Below are 24,345 nucleotides of genomic sequence, written 5' to 3'. Positions count from 1 at the left end.
CTTCCAGCCTAGGCGTTCAAAAACATCCGTGACGTAACCGTTACCTTCGTGTATGCTGGGCGCAGTTGTTGTGTTGGGCCTTTGTAATTGACGCGGCGGGACCCGAATCCAGGGTCAGCCGCTTTTTTTGTAAAACGCCTCATGGGACACTTCAACTGGAAACTCTCCGACGGTCGGAGAAGTTTCGCTTCAGAAGGATGATTAAAAATGGCAACAGGTACCGTGAAATGGTTCAACTCCGAAAAGGGCTTCGGCTTCATCGAGCCCGATGACGGCAGTGCTGATGTTTTCGCCCACTACTCCGCCATCAATGCGAGCGGCTACCGCTCACTCGAAGAGAACCAGAAGGTTAGCTTCGACACCGAGCAGGGCCCCAAGGGCCCCCAGGCGGTAAACATCCAGCCTGTCTAACAAGACTTCGGCCCTTCCACGGGCCAGCTGGACGCACAGATGCAGGACGGGTTTCCGTCCTGCATCTGCTGTTTAAGCCACCTCGATCGGCAGTGGCCTCACGGTGCTGGCCCCCAACCTGTGGCGCTTGTGACCCATGGTGCTGGTGCGCCCGGCTCACTCACAGAATTCGGTCCAGCACAACCCCCTGTGAGAGAATTCAATGTCCCGGGTGACCCCGGGCACACTGCCGCGGCTGATCTCCTGCCCGGCTCCTCGCACGATAGGACCCCTGGCCAATGGCTGAAGATAACGCCCGCACGAGTGCGGTGCCGCACTCCGAGCGCATAGACGACGACGGCGGAGCTCCCGCCAAATGGAAGATTGTTGGACCCGGGCTTGTGGTGGCAGCCACGGGCGTCGGTGCCGCCGATATGGTCGCAACTCTGGTCGCGGGCTCACGCTACGGCTACGGGCTGCTCTGGGCGGTCATCCTCGGCGTCATCCTGAAGATCATCCTCGTGGAAGGTGCCGGCCGCTTCACGCTCGCCACCGGCAAGACAATCTTCGAAGGCTGGCGCTCCCTGGGACGCTGGACCACCTGGTACTTCGGTCCCTACATCATGATTTGGGGCTTCGTCTACGGAGCGACGGCGATGTCCTCCGCTGCGCTTCCGCTGGCAGCGGTCTTCCCGTTCCTGCCGCTGTGGGCCTGGGCCATCCTCATGGGCCTCGCCGGCTTCGTGATGGTGTGGTTCGGCAAGTACGCCACGTTCGAAAAGATCACCGCCGTCCTGGTCGGCCTGATGTTCGTCACCGTTGTGGGCCTGGCCGTCATCGCCACCCCCAACATTCCGGAGATGTTCAAGGGCCTTGTCCCGATGATCCCCGAAGGCGGCGTCGTTTACACCCTGGCCCTGGCCGGCGGCGTCGGCGGCACCATCACCCTCGCTGCTTACGGCTACTGGCTGCGTGAAAAGGGCTGGTACACGCCGAAGTGGATGAAGGTCATGCGCATCGACAATTCCATGGCCTACGTGATGACGGGCATCTTCGTGGTCGCCATGCTCATTGTCGGAGCCGAGGTTGTCCGCACCGCAGGCATCACCCTCAGTGCCGGAGACAAGGGACTCCTGGACCTCTACGACGTGCTGAAGCTGGAATACGGCAACTTTGTGGGCACCGGCTTCCTCGTCGGCTTCTGGGCTGCGTCCTTCTCCTCCATCATCGGCGTCTGGAACGGCGTTTCACTGATGTTCGCCGATTTCTGGGGCAACATGCGCGGCAAGGAATCCGGCCACCCGGATACCCGCGTGGGCGGCAAGTACTTCAAGTTCTACGTCCTGTGGCTGACCTTCCCGCCCATGATCCTCTTCGCACTGGGCCAGCCCATCGGCCTGATCCTGGCCTACGGCGTGCTCGGCTCACTGTTCATGCCGTTCCTGGCCGTCACCCTGCTGGGCCTGCTCAACGGCAAGCGCATTCCCAAGGAATGGGCCAACCGCCTCCACACGAACATCGCCCTGGGCATCACGGCCCTGCTGTTCATCGTCCTGGGCGTGCAGCAGGCGTGGAAGGCTCTGGCCCCCGTTTTCGGCGGCTAACAGCACCCTTCCTAGCCCGTTCTAAACTGCCCCGCCGCACCCGATTGCGGCGGGGCAGTTTAGCTTATTGCCAGGCGTTCCACGAGGGAAAAACCAGCTTCGAAAAGAAGTCACCGGACCCCATCCACGCGCCGGGAACCCTCCGCTACTCTTAAATGGCGAGAGAAGGTTCAGCATGGAAATCAGCGCAGCGGGTGGCCTGAATCGTCTGATTGCGGGCCGTTATCGACTCAACGAACCTATTGGCCGCGGTGGCATGGCCACCGTCTATCGAGGGCAGGACGAGGCTCTTGGCCGCGGCATCGCGGTGAAGCTCTTCCGAGCCAGTGCTGTGGACCCCGACGACGTCGGGCGCCAGAATACCGAGACACGCCTCCTGGCGTCACTCACCCACCCCGGACTCGTTACTTTGTTCGACGCCGGCAAGGATGATGCCGGACGCGACGACGGAGAGGCCGGAGAACCCCGGGCGTTTCTGGTCATGGAACTCGTCGACGGCCCGGACCTTCGCAAAAGGCTCCGGGAAGCTGCATTGCCTGCAGCCGACGCCGCCTACATCGGAGCCGAGCTGGCCGGCGCCTTGGCCTATATCCACAGCAGGGGCGTTGTCCACCGTGACGTGAAGCCGGCGAATATCCTGCTGCCTCCGGGCGTCGCCGGGACGGCACCGCGCGCCAAGCTCACGGATTTTGGCATAGCACTCATGCTGGACGGTGCCCGGATGACGGCCACCGGTGCAACCCTCGGCACGGCCAACTACCTCAGCCCGGAGCAGGCCTCCGGCGCGTCTGCCCAGACTTCCTCGGACATCTATTCCCTTGGACTCGTGCTGCTGGAATCCGTCACCGGACGGATCGAGTACGGCGGCAGCCCTCTCGAAGCCGCCGTCGCCCGCCTCAGCCGCGATCCGGATATCCCGGCAAGTCTGGGTCCGCAGTGGCGCTCCCTCCTCTGTTCAATGACGGCACGTGATCCCGGGGACCGTCCTACCGCCGCGGAAGTATCCGCGTCGCTGCTCGACTACCGGTCCGCGGGAGCACCGGTCCAGGGCTTTTCGACGGACTCCGGCGCCGTACCCGTCCAGGACGCCGTACCCGCCCAGGGCGCCGTACCCGCCCAGGACGCAGCGGCGAGCATTGTCGATGGGGCGGTGCAGGGCACCCCCGAGCAGACGGAGACGGACAATGCGGGGGACCGCAGCCTGCACCCCGTCACGCCGTTGCCGGCCATCGAACGGGCTGCCGCGGCTTATCTTGCCGGCGACGGCGGACCGCGGCATCCCGACGTTCACACACCTGCTGCCCCGCCCACGCCGCCTTCGATTGGCCGGGTCCCGGCTGCCGGATCCGTGCGTACCCACGAAAATCGGCAGTCGCAGCGGTCCTGGACCCGGGCACCGGCAAATGGGCCGGCGCTCGCCCTGCGCCTTCCCCAGGGCAGGGCCGCCATGGCCGGAAGGGCTCTGTTGGCCGTGTTGGTCATGACGGTTTTGACAGTGACGGTTGTCCTGGCAGCGAACCGGCTGAACGCGTCCCAGGACGGACGCTACGACCTCATTCCCGGGCAAGGCACCGGTTCCAGCGCAGAACCCGGCGGGGGCACGCCGTAGGCGGGTTGTTTGCATGAGACGCCGCGTCTCGCATACTTAGAGGATGACTTTTCCGGCAATTGACCCAACCGAGCGCTGTCCCTGCCTGAGCGGGGACACCTACGAAGGTTGCTGCCGCCGTTTCCATGCCGGCACGGTTCCGGCTCCCACCGCGGAAGCGCTGATGCGCTCCCGGTACTCCGCCTTCGTGACCGGAGATACCGGATACCTGCTGCGCACCTGGCATCCCAGTGCGCGCCCTGCCCGGCTGGAACTTGAACCGGAGAGGAAGTGGCGCAGGCTGGACATCCTTTCCATACAGGCCGGCGGGCCCTGGGACTCCACCGGCGTCGTCGCGTTCGAAGCCCACTACCGCGAGGATGGCCTGGCAGGGGTGCAGGGAGAGCGCAGCAGCTTCATCCGCGAAGAAGGCCGTTGGCTCTATGTAGACGGCGAGTAGGGCTTTGGCCTTCCCGATGAGGTAGCCCGGATCTAGGCTTAAAGGACGTTCGACGGCGGCCCGGACAGGGTCCTTTTCGGGAAGCTCTCCCGAGAACAGGCAGTTCAGCGCAGCGCCTGTCAGGAGTCGGACCCTAAGCAGACGAGGACACCATGAAAGCACTCGTTTATGAAGGCCCCGGACAGAAGGCATGGAAGGACGTTCCGGATCCGACGATCCAGGATCCCCGAGACGTCATCGTCAAGATCGACACCACCACCATCTGCGGGACGGATCTGCACATCCTCAAGGGTGACGTTCCCGCTGTGACTCCCGGCCGGATCCTGGGACATGAGGGTGTCGGAACCGTCACGGAAAAGGGTTCCAGCGTCAACTCCTTCAATGTGGGTGACAAGGTCATCTTGTCCTGCGTTTCCGCCGACGGTTCCTGCAGTTTCTGCAAGGACGGTCTGTACTCGCACTGTCTTGGCGATGAGGGGCAGGTTGGCATTGGCTGGATCTTCGGGCACCTGATCGACGGAACACAGGCGGAGTATGTCCGCGTGCCCTACGCCGATACCTCCATGTATCTCCTGCCGGAAGGCGTCTCGGCGGAGCACGGTACCCTGCTGAGCGACATTTTCCCCACTGGTTTTGAGATGGGCGTGCAGTACGGCCGGACAAAGCCCGGCGACGTGGTGGCAGTCATCGGTGCCGGGCCGGTCGGCCTGGCGGTCATAGCTACGGCCGGGCTGTACGGTGCCGCGAAGATCATCGCCGTCGACCTGGATGCGAACCGCATCCAGCAGGCACGGAAATTCGGTGCCACGCACGGCGTCAACTCCGGTGACGCGGACTGGAAAGAGCAGATCATGTCCCAGACCGACGGATGGGGCGTGGACGTTGCCGTGGAAGCGGTGGGCATTCCGCGCACGTTCGAGATGTGCACCGAGATTGTCCGTCCCGGCGGGAATGTGGCCAACGTGGGTGTGCACGGCGCTCCGGTGAGCCTGGACCTGCCGCGGCTGTGGATTGAGAACATCGACATCAGCATGGGCCTGGTTAATACCAATACCCTGTCCATGCTCCTGAAGCTGATCGCTGAAGGAAAGCTGCCGGCGGAACAGTTCATCAGCCACCGGTATGCGCTGCACGACATGATGACGGCGTACGACACGTTCTCCCGGGCAGCGGAGACCGATGCGCTGAAGGTGATGCTGCAGGCATAGCCACCTTCCGCATGGTCCGTCGGGTTCGTCGGATTCCGGACCAGCGACAGGAACTGCGGCCGCGTTGCGGCCGCAGTTCCTGTCATTTCATGACGCTTAGATGACGGCAGTATGTTTCGGGCCCGTTTCGAAGTTGTCCTATAAGTAAATTCTGATGTTTAGTGGTCACACTCGCGTCAAAAGAGTGACGCGGCCCTGTCCTTCCGCGTCCTTTCCGGCACGAACCAAGCTCGTGCCCCTTACCGAAACCGAGGCAGCATTGAGCGCGACCATTCCTCCCGTGACCCGCGTAGAGCAGCACGGAATCGAGCCGATTCCCGGGCCAGAACGCACGTCACGCCCGCTGGACCTGTTCCGTCTCTCCTTCGGAGGTGCGAACACCTTTGCCACAGTGGTCCTGGGATCCTTTCCGATCATCTTCGGTTTGTCCTTCCGTGATGCGGTGCTCGCCACGCTCCTGGGAGTAATCGCCGGGGCCCTGGTCCTGGCGCCGATGGCCGTCTTCGGCCCCACGAATGGAACCAACAACGCCGTCTCTTCGTCAGCCCACCTCGGTGTCCACGGCCGCGTCGTCGGGTCCTTCCTCTCGCTGCTGACCGCTTTCGCGTTCTTTTCCATCTCTGTCTGGAGCTCCGGTGATGCGCTGGTTGGCGGTGCCAACCGATTGGTGGGACTGCCAAACAACGTGTTCACCCTCAGCGCGGCCTACGCGGTCTTCGCTGTCCTCATCCTGACCGTCTGCATCTACGGCTACCGGTTCATGCTGTGGGTCAACAAGATCGCCGTCGTGGCGGCCTCGGCGCTTTTCCTGCTCGGAATCTTCGCTTTCGCCGGTGCTTTCGACCCCTCCTACGCGGGGATCTTCGGTCCGGGCGCTGATGCCGAGACCGCGGCACTTTTCTGGCCGTCCTTCATCGGGGCAGCCCTCATCGCCATGTCCAACCCGATCTCCTTTGGCGCTTTCCTGGGTGACTGGTCCCGCTACATTCCCAAGGAAACTCCCAAGATCAAAGTAATGGGTGCGGCTTTCCTGGCGCAGATGGCAACTCTGGTTCCGTTCTTCTTCGGGCTGGTCACGGCTTCGATCGTGGCTGTCCAGGCTCCGGTCTTCCTGGAGAACTCCGACTATGTGGGCGGCCTGCTGGAGATCGCTCCGGCGTGGTACTTCCTGCCTGTCTGCCTGATCGCGCTCATCGGCGGCATGTCCACAGGCACCACGGCCCTCTACGGAACGGGCCTGGACTTCTCCTCGGTCTTCCCGCGGTTTTCCCGTGTGCAAGCCACGATTTTCATCGGCACGCTGGCGATCATCTTCATTTTCGTGGGCAGGTTCGCCTTCAACGTGGTGCAGAGCATCTCGACCTTCGCGGTCCTGATCATTACCTGCACCGCGCCGTGGATGATCATCATGATCATCGGCTTCGTGACCCGCCGCGGCTGGTACGACTCAGATTCCCTGCAGGTCTTCAACCGGCGGCAGGTTGGTGGACTCTACTGGTTCAACAACGGATGGAACTGGCGTGCCATGGGAGTGTGGGCAGTCTCCGCAGCTACCGGACTCATGTTCGTAAACCTGCCCGGGCAGTTCGTGGGTCCGCTGGGCAACCTGGCTGCCGGGGTAGATCTCAGCATCCCCGTTTCCCTGGGGCTGGCAGCAGTCCTGTATCTGCTGGTCCTGGTCATCTTCCCGGAGCCCGCTGACGCATATGGACCCCAGGGGCCGCGCTTCGTCCGCGTGGGTGCAGCCCGGAACAGCCCTATTACCGCTGACCCGAAACACACCCCTAACGCGGGACCCGCAGCAGCGGAAACTGCACCAACCAACGCATTCTAAGGAATCGGAGCCAGGAGCTGCTGCGGCTCACCGCAGCAGCTCCTGGCTCCACTGGGCGTACTGCGGGGCAACTTCCCGGTCGGCCTCATGGGCTGATGCTGCGATGGCACGCAGGACCGAGCCCTCTGCCGCCAGCTCAAACCGGTGGGCAGAAACCGCCTGGTCCTGGCGGCGGCGGTCCGGTGACTCCACGGGGGCAGGTGGTCCGGCCGCCGGTCGCCAGCCCGCCGCCGTCGCGCTGGCCAGGACCTTGGATTCACCGAGCACACCGACGGAACGGTGCCGGATGCCGGTGAGGTCCAGGTCTTCATAAAGGCTGTCCCCGGAAGGTCCTGTCAGCCGGGTGACGCTGCGCAGCGCACCGCCGGGTTCACCGGAGCGGCCCAGGACCAGGGTTTCCCGAAGCAGTACGCGGGAGCGCTCGGCGAAACGCACCCGGGTCTCCCGCTGGACGTTGGCGCCGCCGGCCACCACGAACGGCGCGCCGTCCCAGATCAAGGCAGAGCCTTCCGCCAGGACGGCGTCCAGCGACCAGCGCGATGCACAGCCGTCGGCGTCGTAGGCCACCAGGCCCGCCGGCTCAATGACTTCCAGGGTCACCCCGGATCCGACGTGCAGTTCGATCCGCACGTCGTCCCCGCCGAGCAGCATCATGTGGATCCCGATCAGGGCAACCCGCAGATGCAGCGGTCCGGCGGTGCCGGCAACCGGCCGCGGTGCCAGGTAGAGACCCTGGTCCAGTACGGAGAACCTGGCGCGGTCGCCGGCGCGCTCGACGGCAATCCGGGTCGGCCGGGTGCCGCTGACCGCCGTGGTGGCGGGAAGGGGATCAGTGCTGGTGGAGGGCACCCGGCGCCTCATCATGGCTGTGGATGTAGCCGCCCTCTTCATCTGCGTGGAAATGCGGTGCCATCGGCCCGGGGTCCTGCGGAGTGTGCGCGCCGTCGCGGTGCTGGGCCACCATCCAGCGGATCCAGGTGCTGAGCTCGTCGATCGTTTCCTGCCGCTTGCGGGACAGCGCCAGGACGGGTCCGCCCTCACGTGCCGCGGTGGCATCGGCGACCATCTGCTCGACGTCGACGTCCACATGCGGGGCGAGGTCAATCTTGTTGATGACCAGCAGGTCCGCCCGGGCAATGCCCGGTCCGCCCTTGCGGGCCACGTCTCCGCCGCCGGCAACGTCCAGGACGAAGATCTGCGCGTCCACGAGGGCGGGGGAGAAGGTGGCGGTGAGGTTGTCCCCGCCGCTTTCGACCAGGACCAGGTCCAGCGGAGCGAAGTCGGCTTCCAGGTCCTCCACGGCCAGGAGGTTGGTAGTGACGTCGTCACGGATAGCCGTGTGGGGGCAGGCCCCGGTTTCGACGGCGCGGATCCGTTCCGCGGGAAGGACACCGGCCGAGCGGAGGAAGCGTGCGTCCTCATCGGTGTAGATGTCGTTGGTGATCACGCCGATGTTCAGTTCCTGGGACATGGCCCGGCAGACGGTGGCGATCAGCGAGCTCTTGCCGGTTCCAACGGGACCGGCAACGCCGAGCCGCAGCGAACGGGTGGATGGGGGTGTGGTGTTCTCAGGCAACGAACAGCCTCCTTGTTCTTGTGGTGTGGTCTTCGGCCCAGTGCTCCATCCAGGGAGCACTCAGTGCGGGAAGTTCGTCGAGGCCCCGGATGCCTTGGGCGGCATCGGCGACGGCCTCGATCGTCTCTTCAGCGGCCAGGATCCACCCGGTCGCGGTCATGGGGTCAATGGGCAGGAGTTTCAGCGCCGCAGCAACAACGGACTGCGCGTCGTCGTAGCAGCAGAGCCGGGCCAGCGACGCTTCACCCATTCCGAGGGCCGCGGCGGTCACGCCGAGCGCCACTGGCCGCATGGGCTTCCGTACCTCTGCCGCCAAGCGCTCGACGGCGGGGTCCGCGCCCTTGAGCGTTCCCGCCAGGCGCAGCATCCCTCGGCCGAGCCGCCGGGAGGCATCACGCTGGGCGCCGGACGGGGTCCGCGCATCCAGGGCGGCTTCAAGCACCGGAAAGAAGCCGGCACCCGCTGAACCGGACTGGATCAGCCGTGCGTGGCGGAAAGCCAGGACGGACGCGCAGGCCTCCATTTGCACCACCGTGTGCAGCCGCGAGAGCAGGTACGGATACACGCCGTCGACCTCTAACCCGGCCAGCACCGCAGGCTCCAGGCCTGCCGAATGCGAGTAGGCGCCGGAGGGCAGGCGGGAATCCGCGAGCAGGAAACCGGCCAGCACCGAACCAGTGTCAGACATGGGACCGCCTAGAACAGGGTGTAACGCTGCGTGAGGGGAAGCTCGGAGACCGGCGCCGGCTCAATGACCTGCCCGTCGATGCTGACCAAAAAGGTCTCCGGGTTCACCTGGATGTCGGGAAGGGCAGTGTTGTTCGGCAGGGAGGCCTTGGTGACGCCGCGGGTAGAACTGATGGCGGTCAGCGAACGGGTCAGTCCCAGTTTCTCGGCAAGCCCGTCCTGAAGTGCGTCGGGGGAAACAAACGACGTCGAGAGGTGGGGTGCGGAGGTAGCGGTGCCGGCGAGGGCCTCGCGCATCCAGACGGGCTGCGGGGTGGGCAGCGAAGCGTTCGGATCGCCCATCTGCCCGGCCACGATGGCACCGCCCTTGATCACGATCGAGGGACGGATCCCGAAGAAGGCAGGGTTCCACAGCACCAGGTCCGCCATCTTGCCGACCTCGACCGAGCCAACCTCGGCGTCGATCCCGTGCGCTACGGCGGGGCAGATTGTGTACTTGGCAATGTAGCGGCGCACCCGCTCATTGTCGGCAGGCAAGGCGGATTCGGCGGGGCCCATGTAGTCCTTCATCACGTGGGCCACCTGCCACGTCCGGGTAATCGTCTCGCCAATGCGTCCCATGGCCTGGGCATCTGAGGAGGTGATGGACATGGCTCCGAGGTCCTGGAGGACGTCTTCGGCCATCATCGTGTTGGCGCGGATCCGCGACTCGGCAAAGGCCAGATCCTCAGGGATGCGGGGGTTCAAGTGGTGGCACACCATGAGCATGTCCAGGTGCTCGGCCACGGTGTTGACGGTGAACGGCAAGGTGGGATTGGTCGACGCCGGCAGCACGTTGGCTGCGGCGGCCACCGTGATGATGTCCGGTGCATGTCCGCCGCCGGCTCCCTCAGCATGGAACACGTGGATGCCGCGGCCCTTGATGGCCGCGAGGGTGTCCTGGACGTATCCTGCTTCGTTCAGTGAGTCCGCGTGCAGCGCCACCTGCACGCCCCAGCGGTCGGCCGCCGTCAGTGCTGCATCAATGGCTGCGGGAGTGGATCCCCAGTCCTCGTGGACCTTGTAACCTGCAGCGCCTGCCAGCGCCTGTTCTTCCAGCGCGGCCTGGCTGACGGTGTTGCCCTTGCCGTAAAGCAGGAAATTCATCGGCAGGTGGTCCAGCGCCCGGTGCATCACCTGCAGGTTCCAGGCACCGGGAGTGACGGTGGTGGCCTTGGATCCTTCAGCCGGTCCGGTGCCGCCGCCGCCCACCGTAGTAATGCCGGAGGCAAGGGCTTCCCTCAGCGCGTCGGTTCCCAGGAGGTGCACGTGCGTATCAATGCCGCCCGCCGTCAGGATTTTGCCCTCGCCGGCTACCACCTCGGTGCCGGGCCCAATCACCAGTGCAGGATCGATCCCGTCCATGATGTCCGGGTTTCCGGATTTTCCGATCCCGGCGATCCGGCCGTTCCTGACCCCGACGTCGGCGCGGACGATTCCCCAGTGGTCCACGATCACGACGTTCGTGATGATCAGGTCCGGGGCACCCTCAGCGGACGTCCGGGTGGACTGGGCCATGGACTCGCGGATGTTCTTGCCGCCGCCGAACACCGATTCGTCGCCGCCAAACGTCAGGTCCTGCTCGGGGGAGATCCACAGGTCGGTATCGGCCAGCCGGATCTGGTCTCCGACGGTGGGTCCGTAAAGGTGGGCGTATTCGCGCCGGCTCACCTGCATGCCTGGGCTCCTTCGGAAGGGGTGCGGATCTGGAGTCCAGGCACAGCGGCAGCGCCGGCCAGGCGGACGAGCGTCACCTCGCGTGAAGCCCCCGGTTCGAACCGGACGGCGGTTCCGGCGGGTACGGCCAGCCGGAATCCTTCGGCGGCGCTCCGGTCGAAGGAGAGTGCGGAATTCACGTCCGCGAAGTGGAAGTGGGACCCGACCTGGATCGGACGGTCGCCGTCGTTCACCACTACCAGTGTCCGGGTTTCCCGGCCGGCGTTGATTTCCACGGTGCCTTCAGCGGTGCGCACTTCGCCGGGGATCAGGGGAGTGTTCATGAGATCGGCTCCGTGATGGTGACGAGCTTGCGTCCGTCGGGAAAGGTGGCCTCGATTTGAAGGTCCGGAATCATCTCCGGCACACCTTCCATCACATCGGCACGGGTCAGGACGCTGCGTCCCTCGCTCATGAGGTCTGCGACCAGTCCGCCTTCGCGTGCGCGCTCCATGACCCAGCAGGAGAGCAGGGCAACGGTTTCGGGGTAGTTAAGTTTGACTCCCCGGTCGCGCCGGTCGCGGGCGACCATACCGGCTACGCTCAGCAGCAGTTTTTCCGTGTCCGACGGTGTGAGGAACATGGGTGGATTGTTCCACCTTGATGTTTCGGAAAATCACGGAGATGTTTCCGGGATGTTGCATCCGCTGCCGGCCCCGTGCCGGGAAGCTGCCGCGGCCTTCGCTAGTTCTTCTTGCCCCGCGTGGCAGCTTTGGCGGCTGCCTTGGCTGCCTTGGCCGCCGTAGCTGTCTTGGCGGCCTTGGCAGCCTTTTTGGTGGTCGAGTTCGTGGCATCCTTCGCGGTCTTGATGGCTGCTGCTGCGGCTGCCGTTTTCACCGGCGTCGGCACCTTGACTACCTTGACCTTCTTTTTGTTCTTCGTATCCAGGATGAGGGCCCCCGCGACTCCCAGCATCCAAAGGTCCTTGGCGTACGGGACTCCGGCCGGTGAGGGCCGGAAACCGTCCTCTTCGGTGAGTTCAGGCGTCTTGAGGTACATGGTGACCAGGCCGCCGGAGAAGGCGCCCAGCGCGAGGCCCGCGAGCCGGCTGGGAATAAAAGGAGTCAGGAGGGTGAGTCCGAGAGTAATCTCTGCCGCGGACAAGAGCTTTCCGAAGCGGGCGGGTTCCAGGTCCAGGACCTGGGGGAAGGCGTTTCCCGCCATCTGCTGCAGGCCGGCCGCCGATTCTTCGTCCAGGTTCCGCTTGTTAAGGCCCGAGTTCAGGATGTAGGCACCGGTGGTGAGCCGCAGTGGAATATGGCTGAGTTTCATGGTCGTTCCTAACTGGGTCGCACGGGTCAGCGGTTTTCACGCCCGAGCCTACGGCGGCGCAGGACACGGCGCCAGACTCTTGGGACAAAGCCATGGGCATCCCGGCCGCGACATTGGGAGCGTAAACCCAACACACCGCCGCTGCGTTACCTTCGTCTGCTTGTTTCTGCTTTGATTAAGGAGGTGCCAAGCACCCCCGCAGACACGTGCAGAAGACTTTTGGACGACACGAGAAGGTCACCAATGGATTACCTCCCGGCCGAACATCCACGGCCGCGACATCTCATTCTCCATCTCAGCGACACCCATCTGCTGGCGGGCCCGGATCCGCTCTACGGAGCGGTGGACAGCAAGGCCAAGCTCCAAGCCGTCTTCGAGAGGCTGGAGTCCGCTGAACGCAAGCCCGAGGCGATCATCTTCACCGGCGATCTCACCGACAAGGGCGAAGCGGAAGCCTATGACCACCTGCGCTCGATTGTGGAACCTGCGGCCGACAAGATGGGAGCAAAGGTCATCTGGGTGATGGGCAACCATGACCGGAGGGAAACGTTCAAGGAACGCCTGCTGGACGAGGCCCCGAGCATGGCCCCCCTGGACCGAGTCTACGAGGTCAACGGGCTGCGGATCATCACCCTGGATTCGACTGTTCCCGGCTATCACCACGGCGAACTCAGCGACGCGCAGCTGACCTGGCTTCGCTCCCAGCTGCGCACGCCTGCCGCAGAGGGAACCATCCTGGCCCTTCACCATCCGCCCGTACCCAGCGTCCAGGACCTCACGGTCCTGGTGGAACTGCGTCACCAGCGTGACCTGGCGGCTGCCGTGGCCGGCACGGATGTCCGGGCAATTATTGCCGGTCACCTGCACTACTCGACCTTCACCACGTTCGCGGGGATTCCCGTCTCGGTCGCGTCGGCAACGTGCTACACGCAGGACCTGGCAACGCCTGGAACCCGGGGACAGGACGCGGGGCAGGCGTTCCACATGATCCATGTGTACGAGGAATCCGTGGTCCACTCAGTGGTTCCGCTGGAGGAACGGGAAACTGTGGGGGAGCGGGTGGACGAGACAGAGACCCGGCGCCGGCTGGATGCCGCGGGCATCCGGATACTGGACGCCCGTACCCTGAGCAGCGCCTAGGCCGGCAGCGGACTAGTACTCGTCTTCGGGTTCCGGGCCGAGGTTGAAGAAACGTCCCGAGATGGAAGTCGGCGTGAGTTCCACATAGCGGCTCTTGCGCGTGCGCACCCAGGGCTTCAGGGGGAGTTTCTCGGCTTCTTCAATCTCTGCGGAAAGCTCGAGTTCCCGGGTCGTGCCCTTGATGACCACCGACCAGGCTTCGTCACTCATGATGCCGTCGGTCTCGAAGGCGACGTGGGAATTGACCGTCAGCTCGGCAAGCTTGTTCCCCGGCGCCGTGCGGAAAAGAAGCACCCCGTCGTGGGCGTAGTAATTGATGGGGAAGATATCCGGCTCGCCTGCAACGCTCGTCGCGATCCGGCCGTGAAAGGTCTTTTCAACGTACTTCCAGGATTCCTCAGCCGTGAGCTCGACAACCGGAGGCTTCTCTTCGCTAGTCATGACCCCAGTGTGTCAAGCCGCGCGTCCCACCGCCACAGTAAGGCGGCTTCCGAAGTTGACGGCGGCGCAACAGGTTACAAGAGTAGGGTCCGGAAGCTATTCCACCTGATCAGCACTTACCTCAAGCGAGAGAGAGCATGATGACGGACGACGAAAAGCAGTACTCCGCACAGCAGAACCTGACCACCCGCCAGGGCCATCCCGTCTCGGACAACCAAAACACCCGCACCGTGGGCTCCCGGGGTCCTGCCACGCTGGAGAACTACCAGTTCCTGGAGAAGATCAGCCACTTTGACCGGGAGAGGATCCCCGAGCGTGTGGTCCATGCCCGCGGGTTCGTGGCGTACGGAGAGTTCGAGGCGACCGGCAAATGGGGCGAAGAACCCATTTCCAGGTACACCCGGGCCAAACTGTTCTCGGAGCCCGGCAAGAAGACCGACGTCGCCATCCGGTTCTCCACCGTGATCGGCGGCCGGGATTCGTCTGAAGCCGCACGGGATCCGCGCGGGTTTGCGGTCAAGTTCTACACCGAAGACGGCAACTGGGACATGGTGGGCAACAACCTGGGAGTCTTCTTCATCCGTGACGCGATCAAGTTCCCTGACGTGATCCACTCCCTGAAGCCGGACCCCGTCACCTTCCGCCAGGAGCCGGCCCGGATCTTCGACTTCATGTCGCAGACCCCTGAGTCCATGCACATGCTGGTTAACCTCTTCAGCCCGCGCGGCATCCCCGCGGATTACCGGCACATGCAGGGATTCGGCGTGAACACCTACCGCTGGGTCAACGCCGATGGGGATTCCAAACTGGTCAAGTACCACTGGCTGCCGAAGCAGGGTGTGAAGTCCCTGACCGAAGAGGACGCCGCCAACATCCAGGCCGGCGACCTCGGCCACGCCTCCAAGGACCTCTATGAGGCCATTGAACGCGGCGACTACCCGCAGTGGGACCTGTACGTGCAGCTGATGGATGACAACGACCATCCGGAACTGGACTTCGATCCGCTCGATGACACGAAGACCTGGCCTGAGCAGGACTTCGTGCCCCGGCTGGTGGGTACCATGACGCTGAACCGGAACGTTTCCGACCACCACAATGAGAACGAACAGATCTCTTTCGGCACCGGTGTGCTGGTGGACGGGCTGGAGTTCTCCGACGACAAGATGCTGGTGGGACGTACCTTCAGCTATTCGGATACCCAGCGCTACCGGGTGGGGCCGAACTACCTGCAGCTGCCGGTCAACTCGGCCAAGAACGCCAAGGTTGCCACCAACCAGCGCGGCGGTCAGATGTCCTACGGCACGGACCTGGCCCCGGGCCAGAACCCGCACGTCAACTACGAACCCAGCATCACCGGCGGTGTGCAGGAGGCTCCGAAGCAGGGCCCGTCCGAGGTGGGGCCGGAGCTGAACGGGCGGCTGACCCGCGCCAGGCTTGAGCGCACCAATGACTACATGCAGGCCGGGCAGCGGTACCAGCTGATGGAGCAGTGGGAGAAGGACGACCTGGTCAAGAACTTCGTCGACAACATCTCCCAGGCCGCACGTCCCGTCCAGGAACGCATGCTCTGGCACTTCTACATGTGCGACGACGAACTCGGCGCGCGGGTTGGCGAAGGCCTGGGCATTGGGCTGGCTGAGGTCAAGGATCTGGGTCCGCTTCCCACCCAGACCCTGAACGAGGAAGAGCTGGAACGCATGAAGAACCTCGGAGCCAACGGCCCGAGGAACGTCGAGGGCCTGACCATGACCCACTGCGTGCCGAATGAGCACGTGGTGGTCACCCGGTAACCCGCCAGGAACCAGGAAGACGGCGCGACGGCGGCGGAAGGCTTTATGCCTCCCGCCGCCGTCCGCGCTAATCCCTCAGTTCGGGGTGACGTACGCGCCGGAGATGCCGCCGTCGACCATAAAGGTGGAGGCCGTGATGAAGGAGGAGTCGTCGCTGGCCAGGAACGCCACAGCGCCGGCCAGTTCCTCCGGCTCGGCGAAGCGGCCCAGCGGTATGTGCACCAACCGGCGGGCAGCCCGCTCCGGATCCTTGGCGAACAGTTCCTGCAGCAGGGGAGTGTTCACCGGTCCGGGGCACAGCGCGTTGACCCGCACCCCCTGCCGCGCGAATTCGACGCCGAGTTCCCGGCTCATCGCCAGGACCCCGCCCTTGGAAGCGCTGTAGGAAATCTGTGAGGTAGCCGCGCCCATGACCGCCACGAAGGATGCCGTGTTGATGATGGAGCCCTTGCCCGCTTCCAGCATGTGCGGCAGGGCGTACTTGCAGCAGTAGAAGACAGAGGTCAGGTTGACCTCCTGCACTTTCCGCCACGCGTCGATTCCGGTGTCGAGGATCGAGGCGTCATCCGGCGGGGAGATCCCGGCGTTGTTGAAGGCAATGTCCACCCGGCCGTGGGTCTCCCGGGTGATCGCGTAGAGGCGCTTGACGTCTTCTTCATTGGTGACGTCCACCGGAACGAACAGGCCTCCCACCTCATCGGCGGCAGCTTTCCCGGCGACCGGATCGATGTCCGCGACGACGACGTGTGCGCCTTCGGCTGCAAGCCGGCGGGCGCTGGCGAGGCCAATCCCGCTGCCGCCCCCGGTAATGACGGCAGAACGTCCTTCGAGCCGGCGAGGCGGTGTGGATGAGACCGGATCCAGCATGGTGTTTCCTCCTTTGGCCGCTACCGGCCCGTCGCAATAAAGACGTTTTTGGTTTCCGTGAACGCATCCAGGGCGTCCGGGCCCAGTTCCCGGCCGAGCCCTGACTGCTTGAAGCCGCCAAACGGCGTCCAGTAGCGCACCGACGAGTGCGAGTTCACGGAGAGGTTTCCCGCCTCCACCGCGCGGGCCGTCCGCAGGGCCCGGCCCAGGTCCCGGGTCCAGATGGATCCGGACAGCCCGTAGGCGGAGTCATTGGCAATGCGGACAGCGTCCTCCTCGTCCCGGAAGGGAACGACGGCGAGCACGGGGCCGAAGATTTCCTCCCGGAGGGCCCGGCTGTCCGGGGCAGGGGCCAGCACGGTAGGCGGGAACCAATATCCGGGGCCGGCCGGCGCCTTGCCCTGGAACACGACGTCGTCCTCCGCCACGTACCCGGCCACCCGGTCCCGCTGAGCTGCAGAAATCAGGGGACCCATGGCAGTATCCGCCTGCCGCGGATCGCCCACGGACAGCCCCGTGACATGGGGCTCAAGAAGCTCAAGGAAACGTTCGTACACCCCCTCCTGGACCAGGATCCTTGAACGGGCGCAGCAGTCCTGCCCGGCATTGTCGAACGCCCCGCCGGGGGCGGCGGCTGCTGCGGACTCGAGGTCGGCGTCGTCGTAGATGATGTTGGCGCTTTTGCCGCCCAGTTCCAGGGTGACCCGCTTCAGCTGCGCGGAGCACCCGGCCATGATTCCCCGGCCCACCTCGGTGGACCCGGTAAACACCACCTTGCGCACCGCTGGATGGGTCACAAAGCGCTCGCCGATGACCGACCCCTTGCCCGGAAGGACTTGGAATACACCCTCGGGAAGGCCGGCCTCCAGTGCCAGCTCGGCCAGCCGCAGGGCCGTGAGCGGGGTCAGTTCGGCCGGTTTGAGGACCACGGTGTTGCCGGCAGCCAGCGCCGGAGCGAATCCCCAGCCCGCGATGGGCATGGGGAAGTTCCACGGCACGATGACTCCCACCACACCGAGGGGTTCATGGAAGGTGACATCGATGCCGCCGTCCACGGGAATCTGCGCGCCGGTGTGTCTCTCCGGGGCGCCGGCGTAGTAGTTCAGCACGTCCCGGACGTTGCCCGCTTCCCAGCGGGCGTTGGCCAGGGTATGCCCCGCGTTCGCCACTTCCAGGGCGGCGAGGTTTTCCACGTCGGCGTCCACGGCAGCGGCGAAGCGCCGCAGGAGCCGGGCGCGGTCTGAGGGGCCGGTGGCGCGCCAGGACACGAACGCCCGTGCGGCGGCCTCAATGGCGGCATCGGTTTCTGCCAGCCCCAGGGGAGCGACGACGGTGATGACCTCCTCCGTGGCGGGATTCAGGATGGTGGTGCTCACCGGCGTGCTCCTTGCGCAACAGGTGTCCGTATTGGGGTGCTGTCCCCGGTCCCGTCCTTTGCGGCGCGCCGTCTGGCGCACTCGGCCACGAACCCTTCGAACAGCCGCAGGTCCCCGGGATTCTGTTCGGGATGGAACTGCACGCCCAGGACCCAGTCCCGTCCCGGCAGTTCGACCGCCTCCACCGTCCCCTCGGGCGCTTCCGCGGTGATGCGCAGACCGTGGCCGAGCTCGGCGATGCCCTGATGGTGGTAACAGGGGGCGCTCGCGGCCGGTCCCAGCAGGGACCGGATGATGCTGTCCGGCGCAGTGCTGAAAGCGACGTCGGCAAAGATCCCCGGCGTGGCCTGGTAGTCGACCTCCGGGCGGACGTCCGGCAGGTGCTGGATGAGTGTTCCGCCCAGGGCGACGTTCAAGATCTGCGCTCCCCGGCAGATGGCGAACAGGGGGAGGTCCCGATCCAGGGCAGCTTGGGTCAGGGCGAAGTCGTGGGAGTCCCGCAGCGGCTGGCTGACGGTCTTGGGGTGCGGGTCATGGCCGTAGGCAGCCGGGTCCACGTCGGTGCCGCCGGAGGTGACCAGACCGTCGAGCCCGTCCAGGACGGCTGTCTCGGTTCCCAGCGGCGGAAGGAGGACCGGGCTGCCGCCCGCCGCGGTGACCGCCTCAACATAGGTGCCCGGGACCAGTGCCGCACTGCCTTTCCATACTCCCCAGGCAGCCTGCTGGTAGTAGGTGGTGATGCCGATCAGCGGGCGCCTCGAAGCTGTACTTCGCAAGGCCGGGCGCCCGCCGCCGGGCTCAGAGCCGTTCAAAGCCACGCTTGCGCTCCCAATCGGTGACGGCTCCGTCAAAGGCGGCCAGTTCGACGTCGGCCGCGTGAACGTAGTGGGTGACGACCTCGTCGCCGAAGGCCTTGCGGGCAATCTCGCTGCCCGCCAGCAGGTCCCGGGACGCCCGCAGGGTGGTGGGCAGCCGGTCGGCACCGGTGGTGTAGGCATTGCCTGCCGTGACCGGCTCCAGCGGCAGCCGGTTCTCCAGGCCGTGGATAGCCGCGGCAACCAGGGCAGCGGTCGCCAGGTAAGGGTTCAGGTCACCGCCGCCAACCCGGTTTTCGGTACGCATTCCGGCACCGTGCCCGACGACGCGGAGGGCGCAGCTGCGGTTGTCCAGGCCCCAGGCGATCGCCGTCGGCGCGAAGCTGCCTTCCACGAACCGCTTGTAGGAGTTCACGTTCGGTGCCAGGAAATAGGTGAGTTCCTTCAGCGCTGCCAGCTGGCCGGCGATGAACTGCTCCATGACCGGGCTGAAGCCGTGCTCGCTCATCCCCGGGAACACCGGTTCGCCGTCCAGGTCCCGGAGGCTGAAGTGAATGTGGCAGGAATTGCCTTCGCGTTCGTTGAACTTCGCCATGAAGGTCAGGCTCTTGCCCTGCTGGTCGGCGATCTCCTTGGCTCCGGTCTTGTAGAAGGAGTGGTTGTCGCAGGTCCGCATCGCCTCGTCGAACCGGAACGTCACCTCCTGCTGGCCAAAGTTGCACTCGCCCTTGGAGGACTCCACCACCATCCCGGCACCTTCCATTCCGTTGCGGATCGCGCGCAGGACGGGCTCCAGCCGGGAGGTGGCCAGCAGCGAGTAGTCCACGTTGTACCTGCTGGAGGCCTGCATGCCGGCGTACCCCCGGTCCCAGGCATCCGAGTAGCTGTGGTCGAAGAGGATGAACTCCAATTCGGTGCCGATGTAGGCGCGGTAGCCCAGTTCTTCCAGCCGGTCCAGCTGCCGGCGCAGGATCTGCCGGGGCGAGGGAGCCAGCGGAGACCCGTCGGTACGCAGGACGTCGCACTGCACCATGGCTGTCCCGGGCAGCCAGGGCACCAGCCGCAGGGTGTCCATGTCCGGGCGCATGACCAGGTCGCCGTAGCCGTTTTCCCAGGAGGATGATTCGTAGCCCTCGATCGTGTTCATGTCCACGTCCACGGCGAGCAGGTAGTTGCAGCCTTCGGCGCCGTGGGGATACACGTCCTCGAGGAAGGACCTTGCACCGCAGCGTTTGCCCTGAAGCCGGCCCAAATGGTCGGTGATGGCCACGATCACGGTGTCGATGCTGCCCGCCGCGACAAGGTCGCGCAGTTCTTCGAGAGCCAGTCCGTTGGGGGATTGCTGCTTCATGCTTTCCACACTCCGAGGTCGTAGTACCGGTCTTACCTGATTTCCGATTCCGCCTGGTCGATCTGCGCAAACTCTTCTTCGGGTGCGCTGGCTACCAGGTGGTGCCGGCTATAGAACCAGAAGTAGGCCAGCGCCGCCACGAAAATCCCTGCGGTAATCGAGGCAGCCAGGACATCCACCACGAAGGTGGCGATGACGGCCACCACTGCAAGGAAGAGGGCGACGCCGGTCGTGAACGCACCGCCGGGGGTGCGGTATCCGCGCGGCAGATCCGGTTCGCGGCGCCTCAGCACGATGTGCGAGAGGTTCAGCAGCACGTAGGAGACCGTGGCGCCGAAGACCGCAATGTTGATCAGCAGGCCGCCGTCGCGGGTAAACGCGGCGAGCAGGAAGCCAATGGTGCCAGGGACGATCAGGGCCATGTACGGAGTGCGCCACTTGGTGGTCAGGGACAGCCACCGGGGCAGGTATCCCGCCCGGGAGAGGGCGAAGAGCTGCCGGGAGTAGGCGTAGACGATCGAGAAGAAACTGGCGACCAGGCCGGCAAGACCGGCGTAGTTCACGAAGTCGGCCAGGAACGTGTTGCCGCCGTAGGCGATGCGCAGTGCTTCGGGCAGCGGGTTGTCCGAGGTGCTCATGGCTTCGGCACCGGCAGCTCCGGGCACCAGCACCAGCATCAGGGCACCGAAGACGAGCAGGAGAGCCATCGCAGCAATGATTCCGCGCGGCATGTCCCTCTTGGGGTCGGCCGTCTCCTCGGCCGCAAGGGGGACACCTTCAATGGCCAGGAAGAACCAGATGCCGTAGACCAGTGCCGCCAGGACACCGGCAATGCCCATCGGGAGGAAGGAACTGGCCCCCGCGGCGTCGGAGGGAACGATGTCGAACAGGTTTGCGGCGTCGAACTTCGGGACCAGTCCCACCACCGTGGCGACAAGCGCGAGGACTGCGATGGCGGTGATGACGAACATGAGTTTCAGGGCTTCACCGACGCCGCGCAGGTGAATGCCGATGAAGAGGGCATAGGTGACCAGGTAGACCGGCCAGGAGTTGGTGAGGCCGAAGAGTCCCAGGGCTTCTATGTAGCCGCCAATGAAGGTGGCGATGGCTGCGGGGGCCACGGCGTACTCGATCAGCACGGCCATGCCGGTGGCGAAGCCGCCAAGGGGGCCCAGCGCCCGGCGCGCGAAGCCATAGCCTGCTCCGGCTGTGGGGAGGGTGGAGGACAGCTCCGCCAGGCCGAAGACCATACAGGTGTACATGACGCCCATGAGCACAAAGGCGATCAGCAGTCCGCCCCAGCCTCCCTGCGCCAGCCCGAGGTTCCAGCCGGAGAAGTCTCCGGAAATCACGTAGGCCACGCCCAGGCCTGCCAGCAGGATCCAGCCTGCTGCGCCGCGCTTGAGCTGCCGGTGGCTCATGTAGTTTGCGTCGACCTTGGTGTAGTCGACCCGGGATTTAGCCATGCCGTTGTCCTTCTCGGAGAGGGGGCCGGATGAAACGCAGGAAGAGGTGGAAGCGCGCTGTGCAGGACTGAGATGCAAAGGAAATTGCAATGGACTAATTTCAGTCCATAGAGAATGTGGGGCCAGTCTGCTGTCAGCTCGTATGTTCCGTCAAGGGCTTTGGCGAAGATATTTCATTGGTCTGATTCCATCCATTTGAGGCTAGGCTTGCTGCATGAACGACCCCAGCTTCGCATCGGCAGGTCTTGCGCCGCGGCCCGCACGCCGGCGGAATGCCTTCGAAGAGACCGTCGAACGGCTGCTGCAGGGACTCAAGCTGGGGATTTATGCTGCCGGCACTCGGCTGCCGCCCGAACGGGAACTCGCGGCGCAGCTGGGCGTTTCCCGGGCGACGCTGCGGGACGCGCTCGCGGAACTTCAGGGCGCAGGCTACCTGCAGTCACGCCGGGGCCGGTACGGGGGCACCTTCGCCGCTACGGTGCTGCCGGGCACGGCTGCCCTTTCACAGGACAGCGACACCGCCGATGTCCAGGACGTGCTGCTGTTCCGCAGGGTGGTGGAACCGGCTGCTGCACGGTTGGCTGCGGAGGCGACGCTGACCGCGGCGGCCAGGGCCCACCTGCTCTCGGCGCTCGCTGAGGTGGATGAAGCGAACACTGACACGTTCCGGCCCAAGGACTCCAGGTTCCACATTGCCGTGGCCGAGCTTTCGGGATCCGCCCGGCTTGTGGCAGCCGTTGCGGATGTCCGGGCGCAGACCAGCGACCTGCTGGACCGGATTCCGCTGCTCCAGACCAACCTGGACCATTCCCAGGCCCAGCACCGCGAACTTGCCGAGGCGATCCTCAAGGGTGACGCAGACGCAGCCGAGGCTGCCGCCGTCGCCCATTTGGAGGGGACCGAACGCCTGCTCCGCGGCTTCCTCACCTAGCGGCGTCCTGACCTGGCGGCGTCCTGACCTGGCGGCGTCCTGACCTGGCGGCAGCACCGGCGTCGCGCGTTAGTTCCTAGTTCTCCCAGGGTGCCTTGATGGGGAAGTACTTTTCCAGGAAGTCCGTCACTCGGTCGGTGCGTTCTTCGGCGGAGACTTCGGGGAAGGAGCCGTCGTTCAGGCAGAACAGGTCCTTGTTCCGCTTGGCCAGGAGATGGTCCATGGACTTCAGGCCCCGGTAGGACGTGGTGTCCACGTATTTCACCTTGGCGGTTTCCTGCGTGACCGCCCGGCCGGTCAGCAGCGCGTAGTAGTGGTAGAGCGAGTTGGTGACGGAGATGTTGTCCTTGGCACGGAACCTGCTGGCGGCTGTGGCGGCGAACTCCTCCGGGAACACAGCTTCCATTTCCACCAGGACACTTTTGCGCAGCGGAGCCGCGGTGTGTTCGAGGTGGCGGGTGGTGACCCTGCCGAAACGCTCCCACAGCAGCCGCCGGTTGACCCGGGCGGCGTTTTCAAAGCCGCTGCGCTCGGGATCGTTGGCGCCCAGTCCGATTCGGGTGCTGGCCTCGATGAACTTGGTGATGCCGCCGGGGGAGAAGAACAGGTCCGGCCCCACCGGGCGGCCGAAGAACATGTCGTCGTTGGAATACAGGAAGTGTTCGGAGAGTCCGGGGATGTGCTGGAGCTGGGACTCAACGGCCTGCGAGTTGAAGGTGGGCAGCACGGAGGGGTCGCGGAAATGCTCCACGGCCGGCACGAACGTGACGGAGGGATGATCGGCCAGCCAGTCCGGGCGCGGGGAATCCGAGGCGATGAAAATACGCCGGATCCAGGGCGCGAACATGTACACCGAGCGCAGGGCGTACTTGAGTTCATTGATCTGCCGGTAGCGGGCCTCGTGGTCGTCGCCCTCGCCGACGACTGCGTTCTCCATCAGGGCAGCGCGCCGGGCACGGTATTCGGGGGAGCTGCCGTCCACCCAGGAAAAGACCAGGTCGACGTCGAAGCGGATGTCCGTGGCATGGTCGGCGAACATGTTCTCGATGGTCGGCCAGGTCAGGCCGTGCTTGTCCACGCTGCCGCGCACTACTTCGGAGGAGGGCAGGGTCCGGCGGGTCAGCGAGTTTTCCACCGGAAGGGTGATTTCCTTCTCGCCGAGTTCCCAGAGTTCCACCTGCACTCCGGCTGAAGGCCCGAAGACGAGGTTCGTCCCGCTGGTTCCGCGGGGGCGGAAGATGCGGAAGATGCGGGTCTTTTCGTGCTGGGACAGGTCGCCGTCTGCGATGAGCAGTGTGCGGGATTTTTCGGTGTCCACACTGCGGGAATAGAACGGTTCGTCGCGGCAAGCGTTGACCAGGGCACGGCGCAGCTCCTCCCGGAGCCTGACATCGACGGCGACGACGGGACGCTCGTCGTTGCCGCGCACCAGCAGGTAGTCAAGGCCTGCGTCCTCCAGGACCCGGCGCAGGAAGAGGAGGTCCTCGACCATGGCCTGGTGCGGAGTGAGGCCGGTGTCCATCAGGGTCAGCCGGCCCTTGATCTTTGTGACGTTGGGGCGGTGCTCCACCCGTTCAATGACAGCCAGCGACGCTGTCTGCAGGTCTTCGGCTTCGAGGCCTTCTTCCGGGGTGCCGAAGTAGACGTCGTGCTCGGCAGTGATGTCGGTAATGGGAGCCTCCGAAGTGTCGTGCCGCGGGGGCACACGTGAATGGTGGAAGCGTGCGGCGCTGCACGGTGTCCGGTTCCGGGCTGATGCCGGGCCGGTTGGGGCCGATCGGATGCCGGGAACCG

Annotated in this window: 23 protein-coding genes; 9 read left to right on the top strand and 14 right to left on the bottom strand. The window is 65.0% G+C overall.

Features of this window, described 5'->3' with window-relative positions:
• Positions 1–207 precede the first annotated feature (207 nt).
• From LOC59_RS11680 to LOC59_RS11655, 6 genes are all read left to right on the top strand, one after another.
• Entirely contained in the window at positions 208–411 is a 204-nt protein-coding gene (locus tag LOC59_RS11680; protein WP_055240160.1) for a cold-shock protein, read from the top strand.
• A 278-nt stretch (positions 412–689) separates the two neighbouring features.
• Entirely contained in the window at positions 690–1,994 is a 1,305-nt protein-coding gene (locus tag LOC59_RS11675) for an Nramp family divalent metal transporter (RefSeq protein ID WP_229972073.1), read from the top strand.
• 175 nt (positions 1,995–2,169) lie between these two features.
• Positions 2,170–3,603 (top strand): serine/threonine-protein kinase, encoded by a 1,434-nt coding sequence (locus tag LOC59_RS11670; protein WP_227916373.1) that lies wholly within the window; start codon positions 2,170–2,172, stop codon positions 3,601–3,603.
• 43 nt (positions 3,604–3,646) lie between these two features.
• Positions 3,647–4,042 carry a YchJ family protein gene (locus LOC59_RS11665; RefSeq protein ID WP_227895252.1) on the top strand — a complete coding sequence of 132 codons (396 nt, stop codon included), beginning with the start codon at positions 3,647–3,649 and terminating at the stop codon, positions 4,040–4,042.
• A gap of 152 nt (positions 4,043–4,194) precedes the next feature.
• Positions 4,195–5,250: a zinc-dependent alcohol dehydrogenase family protein gene (locus tag LOC59_RS11660; protein ID WP_227895251.1), complete on the top strand. Its 1,056-nt coding sequence runs from the start codon at positions 4,195–4,197 to the stop codon at positions 5,248–5,250.
• 232 nt (positions 5,251–5,482) lie between these two features.
• On the top strand, positions 5,483–7,084 hold the full coding sequence (locus LOC59_RS11655) for a purine-cytosine permease family protein (RefSeq protein WP_229972069.1): 1,602 nt from the start codon (positions 5,483–5,485) through the stop codon (positions 7,082–7,084).
• 27 nt (positions 7,085–7,111) lie between these two features.
• Here LOC59_RS11655 and LOC59_RS11650 read toward each other — a convergent pair whose 3' ends face one another.
• The 7 genes from LOC59_RS11650 to LOC59_RS11620 form a co-directional block, all read right to left on the bottom strand.
• Positions 7,112–7,933, bottom strand: a complete 822-nt coding sequence (locus tag LOC59_RS11650) for an urease accessory protein UreD (protein WP_229972067.1) — start codon at positions 7,931–7,933, stop codon at positions 7,112–7,114.
• Complete coding sequence (gene ureG, locus LOC59_RS11645; protein WP_227895248.1) at positions 7,914–8,660, bottom strand: urease accessory protein UreG; 747 nt, start codon at positions 8,658–8,660, stop codon at positions 7,914–7,916. The genes LOC59_RS11650 and ureG overlap by 20 nt, the downstream gene beginning before the upstream one ends.
• On the bottom strand, positions 8,653–9,348 hold the full coding sequence (locus tag LOC59_RS11640; RefSeq protein WP_227895247.1) for an urease accessory protein UreF: 696 nt from the start codon (positions 9,346–9,348) through the stop codon (positions 8,653–8,655). Before LOC59_RS11640 ends, ureG begins: the two co-directional genes overlap by 8 nt.
• 8 nt (positions 9,349–9,356) lie before the next feature.
• The gene (locus LOC59_RS11635) at positions 9,357–11,063 is read right to left on the bottom strand and encodes an urease subunit alpha (RefSeq protein ID WP_229972065.1); all 1,707 of its coding nucleotides are present in this window, start codon (positions 11,061–11,063) and stop codon (positions 9,357–9,359) included.
• Positions 11,054–11,374 (bottom strand): urease subunit beta, encoded by a 321-nt coding sequence (locus tag LOC59_RS11630; protein ID WP_229972181.1) that lies wholly within the window; start codon positions 11,372–11,374, stop codon positions 11,054–11,056. Before LOC59_RS11630 ends, LOC59_RS11635 begins: the two co-directional genes overlap by 10 nt.
• Positions 11,375–11,382: 8 nt before the next feature.
• Positions 11,383–11,685, bottom strand: coding sequence for an urease subunit gamma (locus tag LOC59_RS11625; RefSeq protein ID WP_227895245.1), 303 nt, complete (start codon positions 11,683–11,685; stop codon positions 11,383–11,385).
• Between the two features lie 101 nt (positions 11,686–11,786).
• Positions 11,787–12,374 (bottom strand): hypothetical protein, encoded by a 588-nt coding sequence (locus LOC59_RS11620; protein WP_331460450.1) that lies wholly within the window; start codon positions 12,372–12,374, stop codon positions 11,787–11,789.
• A 243-nt stretch (positions 12,375–12,617) separates the two neighbouring features.
• Here LOC59_RS11620 and LOC59_RS11615 point away from each other — a divergent pair, with 243 nt between their 5' ends.
• On the top strand, positions 12,618–13,514 hold the full coding sequence (locus LOC59_RS11615) for a phosphodiesterase (protein WP_229972063.1): 897 nt from the start codon (positions 12,618–12,620) through the stop codon (positions 13,512–13,514).
• Positions 13,515–13,526: 12 nt separating this feature from the next.
• Here LOC59_RS11615 and LOC59_RS11610 read toward each other — a convergent pair whose 3' ends face one another.
• A complete protein-coding gene (locus tag LOC59_RS11610; protein ID WP_227895243.1) occupies positions 13,527–13,955 on the bottom strand; it encodes a pyridoxamine 5'-phosphate oxidase family protein in 429 nt (142 codons plus the stop codon).
• A 140-nt stretch (positions 13,956–14,095) separates the two neighbouring features.
• On the opposite strand from LOC59_RS11610, the gene LOC59_RS11605 reads away from it, so the two are divergent.
• Positions 14,096–15,745 (top strand): catalase, encoded by a 1,650-nt coding sequence (locus LOC59_RS11605; protein WP_229972061.1) that lies wholly within the window; start codon positions 14,096–14,098, stop codon positions 15,743–15,745.
• Between the two features lie 75 nt (positions 15,746–15,820).
• On the opposite strand, the gene LOC59_RS11600 is transcribed toward LOC59_RS11605, so the two are convergent.
• From LOC59_RS11600 to eat, 5 genes are read right to left on the bottom strand one after another with little or no spacing between them, the layout of a single operon-like run.
• Positions 15,821–16,612 (bottom strand): 3-oxoacyl-ACP reductase, encoded by a 792-nt coding sequence (locus LOC59_RS11600; RefSeq protein WP_229972059.1) that lies wholly within the window; start codon positions 16,610–16,612, stop codon positions 15,821–15,823.
• 20 nt (positions 16,613–16,632) lie between these two features.
• Entirely contained in the window at positions 16,633–17,988 is a 1,356-nt protein-coding gene (locus LOC59_RS11595) for an aldehyde dehydrogenase family protein (RefSeq protein WP_229972057.1), read from the bottom strand.
• Positions 17,985–18,806 carry a gamma-glutamyl-gamma-aminobutyrate hydrolase family protein gene (locus LOC59_RS11590; RefSeq protein ID WP_331460449.1) on the bottom strand — a complete coding sequence of 274 codons (822 nt, stop codon included), beginning with the start codon at positions 18,804–18,806 and terminating at the stop codon, positions 17,985–17,987. Before LOC59_RS11590 ends, LOC59_RS11595 begins: the two co-directional genes overlap by 4 nt.
• On the bottom strand, positions 18,787–20,154 hold the full coding sequence (locus LOC59_RS11585; RefSeq protein WP_227895239.1) for a glutamine synthetase family protein: 1,368 nt from the start codon (positions 20,152–20,154) through the stop codon (positions 18,787–18,789). Before LOC59_RS11585 ends, LOC59_RS11590 begins: the two co-directional genes overlap by 20 nt.
• Before the next feature lie 32 nt (positions 20,155–20,186).
• Positions 20,187–21,620 carry an ethanolamine permease gene (gene eat, locus LOC59_RS11580; RefSeq protein ID WP_229972055.1) on the bottom strand — a complete coding sequence of 478 codons (1,434 nt, stop codon included), beginning with the start codon at positions 21,618–21,620 and terminating at the stop codon, positions 20,187–20,189.
• Positions 21,621–21,834: 214 nt separating this feature from the next.
• Between eat and LOC59_RS11575 the strand changes: the two genes are divergently transcribed.
• Positions 21,835–22,551: a FadR/GntR family transcriptional regulator gene (locus tag LOC59_RS11575; protein WP_229972053.1), complete on the top strand. Its 717-nt coding sequence runs from the start codon at positions 21,835–21,837 to the stop codon at positions 22,549–22,551.
• Positions 22,552–22,627: 76 nt separating this feature from the next.
• Here the strand turns inward: LOC59_RS11575 and LOC59_RS11570 are convergent, their stop codons facing one another.
• Positions 22,628–24,073, bottom strand: coding sequence for a stealth family protein (locus tag LOC59_RS11570; RefSeq protein WP_423721518.1), 1,446 nt, complete (start codon positions 24,071–24,073; stop codon positions 22,628–22,630).
• Between the last annotated feature and the right edge of the window lie 272 nt (positions 24,074–24,345).

The sequence above is a fragment of the Arthrobacter sp. zg-Y916 genome, from assembly GCF_020907385.1.
Taxonomy (GTDB): Bacteria; Actinomycetota; Actinomycetes; order Actinomycetales; family Micrococcaceae; genus Arthrobacter_B; species Arthrobacter_B caoxuetaonis.
The sequence above is the reverse complement of the archived record's forward strand: the minus strand, read 5'-3'. Positions and strand labels throughout refer to the sequence as shown.